Here is a 3181-nt window from a genome sequence, read left to right on the forward strand (position 1 = left end):
AAATGGGCGCATAGCTCAGGTGGTTAGAGCGCACGCCTGATAAGCGTGAGGTCGATGGTTCGAGTCCATTTGTGCCCACCACTGAGAAAAGATTTGAGTAACAAAGAGATTTGTTACTGAAATCTGTTCTTAGGAACAGAAAATAGAAGCTTGAAAAGTGAATAAAGCAAAAGTAATGCAAATGAGGATACTACGAGTTAAAAAGACGATAATTAAAAAATAGTTATCGGGTAATAAAGACTACAAGTATAAATGAATTAACAATTCATAGACGAGAACTCAGAAACATGAAGCAAAATGGTAAAGCTAAAAAGAGCGCAGGGCGAATGCCTTGGCATTGGGAGCCGAAGAAGGACGTGATTAACTGCGATAAGCTCCGGGGAGTGGTAAGTACACATTGATCCGGAGATTTCCGAATGGAGCAATCCAGCTGAGCAAACCTCAGCTATCGTATACTGAATAAAATAGGTATACGAGGGAAACCGCCTGAACTGAAACATCTAAGTAGGGCGAGGAAGAGAAATCAACCGAGATTTCCTAAGTAGTGGCGAGCGAACGGGAAAGAGGCCAAACCATAGGAAGCAATTCTTATGGGGTTACGGACTGCATTTAGTATTGTTAGAGGATAGCCGAACACTTTGGGAAAAGTGATCAGAGAGCGTGAGAGTCGCGTAGGCGAAATTTGATAACAGCGAGCAGGATCCAGAGTACCGCCGGACACGTGAAACCCGGTGGGAAGTCGGGGGGACCACCCTCCAAGCCTAAATACTACCCAATGACCGATAGAGAATAAGTACTGTGAAGGAAAGGTGAAAAGAACCCCGGGAGGGGAGTGAAAGAGAACCTGAAACCCTGTGCTTACAAGCACATAGAGCACATTAACGTGTGATATGGTACCTTTTGTAGAATGGTCCGGCGAGTTATGGTATGCAGCAAGGTTAAGCACTTAAGGTGTGGAGCCGAAGCGAGAGCAAGTCTTAATAGGGCGACAAGTTGTATGCCATAGACCCGAAACCGGGTGACCTAGCCATGTCCAGGCTGAAGTGGAGGTAAAGCTCCATGGAGGGCCGAACCGACCCCCGTTGAAAAGGTGGCGGATGAGGTGTGGCTAGCGGAGAAATTCCAATCGAACCCGGATATAGCTGGTTCTCCCCGAAATAGCTTTAGGGCTAGCGTTGTATTAGATTACCGGAGGTAAAGCACTGAATTGGCTAGGGGCCGAGAGGTTACTGAACCATATCAAACTAAGAATGCCGGATAATTGATGTACAGCAGTCAGACTACGTGAGATAAGTCTCGTGGTCAAAAGGGAAACAGCCCAGACCCACAGCTAAGGTCCCGAAATAGATTTAAGTGGAGAAGGATGTGGAGTTGCATAGACAACCAGGATGTTGGCTTAGAAGCAGCCACTCATTAAAAGAGTGCGTAATAGCTCACTGGTCGAGTGACTCTGCGCCGAAAATTCAACGGGGCTAAAATCTATACCGAAGCTTGGGCTTGTACAGCAATGTACAGGGGTAGGGGAGCGTTGTATGAGGGGTGAAGTCAGAGCGGAAGCACTGGTGGACTTCATACAAGTGAGAATGCCGGAATGAGTAGCGAGAATTATGTGAGAATCATAATGGCCGAAAGTCTAAGGTTTCAGAAGGAAGGTTCGTCCGCTTCTGGTAAGCCGGGAGCTAAGGTAAGGCCGAAAGGCGTAGCCGATGCACATACGGTAGAAATTCCGTAGCCTCCATCCATTTAAGCACAGGGACACTTTTGAAGGGCTTAGCCGAGCGTTGGTTGCCTCGGTCGTAAGGGACTGCGAATGAGCGGGAAGTAAGTTTGGAAGAAGGCGAGAAAAGCTGTGTGTACAGAAGATGGAGCCCGTACCGCAAACCGACACAGGTAGACAGGAAGAAGATTCTAAGGCCAACGGGAGAAGGGTTGTTAAGGAACTCGGCAAGTTGACCCCGTAACTTAGGGAGAAGGGGTGCTCTTTAGTAGAGCCGCAGAGAATAGGCCCAAGCGACTGTTTAGCAAAAACACAGCTCTATGCTAAATCGAAAGATGACGTATATGGGGTGACACCTGCCCGGTGCCGGAAGGTTAAGAGGAGGAGTGAGAGCTCTGAATTGAAGCCCCGGTAAACGGCGGCCGTAACTATAACGGTCCTAAGGTAGCGAAATTCCTTGTCAGGTAAGTTCTGACCCGCACGAATGGTGTAACGATTTGGGCACTGTCTCAACAACCCGCCCGGCGAAATTGTAGTACCGGTGAAGATGCCGGTTACCCGCGACTAGACGGAAAGACCCCATGGAGCTTCACTGTAGCTTAATATTGAATTTCGGTATTTCATGTACAGGATAGGTGGGAGACTGGGAAGTCAGGGCGTCAGCCTTGATGGAGTCGACCTTGGGATACCACTCTTGAGGTGCTGGAATTCTAACCTGTGGCTCTGAATCGAGTCAGGGGACATTGTTAGGTGGGCAGTTTGACTGGGGCGGTCGCCTCCTAAAAGGTAACGGAGGCGCTCAAAGGTTCGCTCAGCATGGATGGAAACCATGCTTTTGAGTGTAAACGCAAAAGCGAGCCTAACTGCGAGACTGACGGGTCGAGCAGTAACGAAAGTTGGAGTTAGTGATCCGGCGGTATGTGAGTGGAAATGCCGTCGCTCAACGGATAAAAGCTACCCTGGGGATAACAGGCTGATCTCCCCCAAGAGTCCACATCGACGGGGAGGTTTGGCACCTCGATGTCGGCTCATCGCATCCTGGGGCTGAATTCGGTCCCAAGGGTTTGGCTGTTCGCCAATTAAAGCGGTACGCGAGCTGGGTTCAGAACGTCGTGAGACAGTTCGGTCCCTATCTGTCGTGGGCGTAGGATATTTGAAAGGAGCTGTCCCTAGTACGAGAGGACCGGGATGGACGCACCGCTGGTGCACCAGTTGTCATGCCAATGGCACAGCTGGGCAGCTAAGTGCGGAACGGATAAACGCTGAAGGCATCTAAGCGTGAAGCCGACCTTAAGATAAGATATCCCTTCGTAAGAGTAAGACCTCTCAAAGACTATGAGTTTGATAGGCTCAAAGTGTAAGCGTGGTGACACGTTCAGCTTGCGAGTACTAATCGGTCGAGGGCTTTTCCTTTTTACTTCATTAAGAGTTCTTGCCTCGCATTACGCTTTATTCGTTTCAAAA

1 tRNA gene and 1 rRNA gene are annotated in these 3181 nt (G+C 49.1%); both read left to right on the plus strand.

The features are described 5' to 3' along the window. The first annotated feature begins 4 nt into the window (after positions 1–4). Positions 5–81: transfer RNA gene (locus L870_RS0106760), tRNA-Ile, on the plus strand. A gap of 218 nt (positions 82–299) precedes the next feature. After that, positions 300–3130, plus strand: a 23S ribosomal RNA gene (locus L870_RS0106765). Positions 3131–3181: the final 51 nt, after the last annotated feature.

The organism is Ruminococcus flavefaciens ATCC 19208 (assembly GCF_000518765.1).
GTDB classification, from domain to species: domain Bacteria; phylum Bacillota; class Clostridia; order Oscillospirales; family Ruminococcaceae; genus Ruminococcus; species Ruminococcus flavefaciens.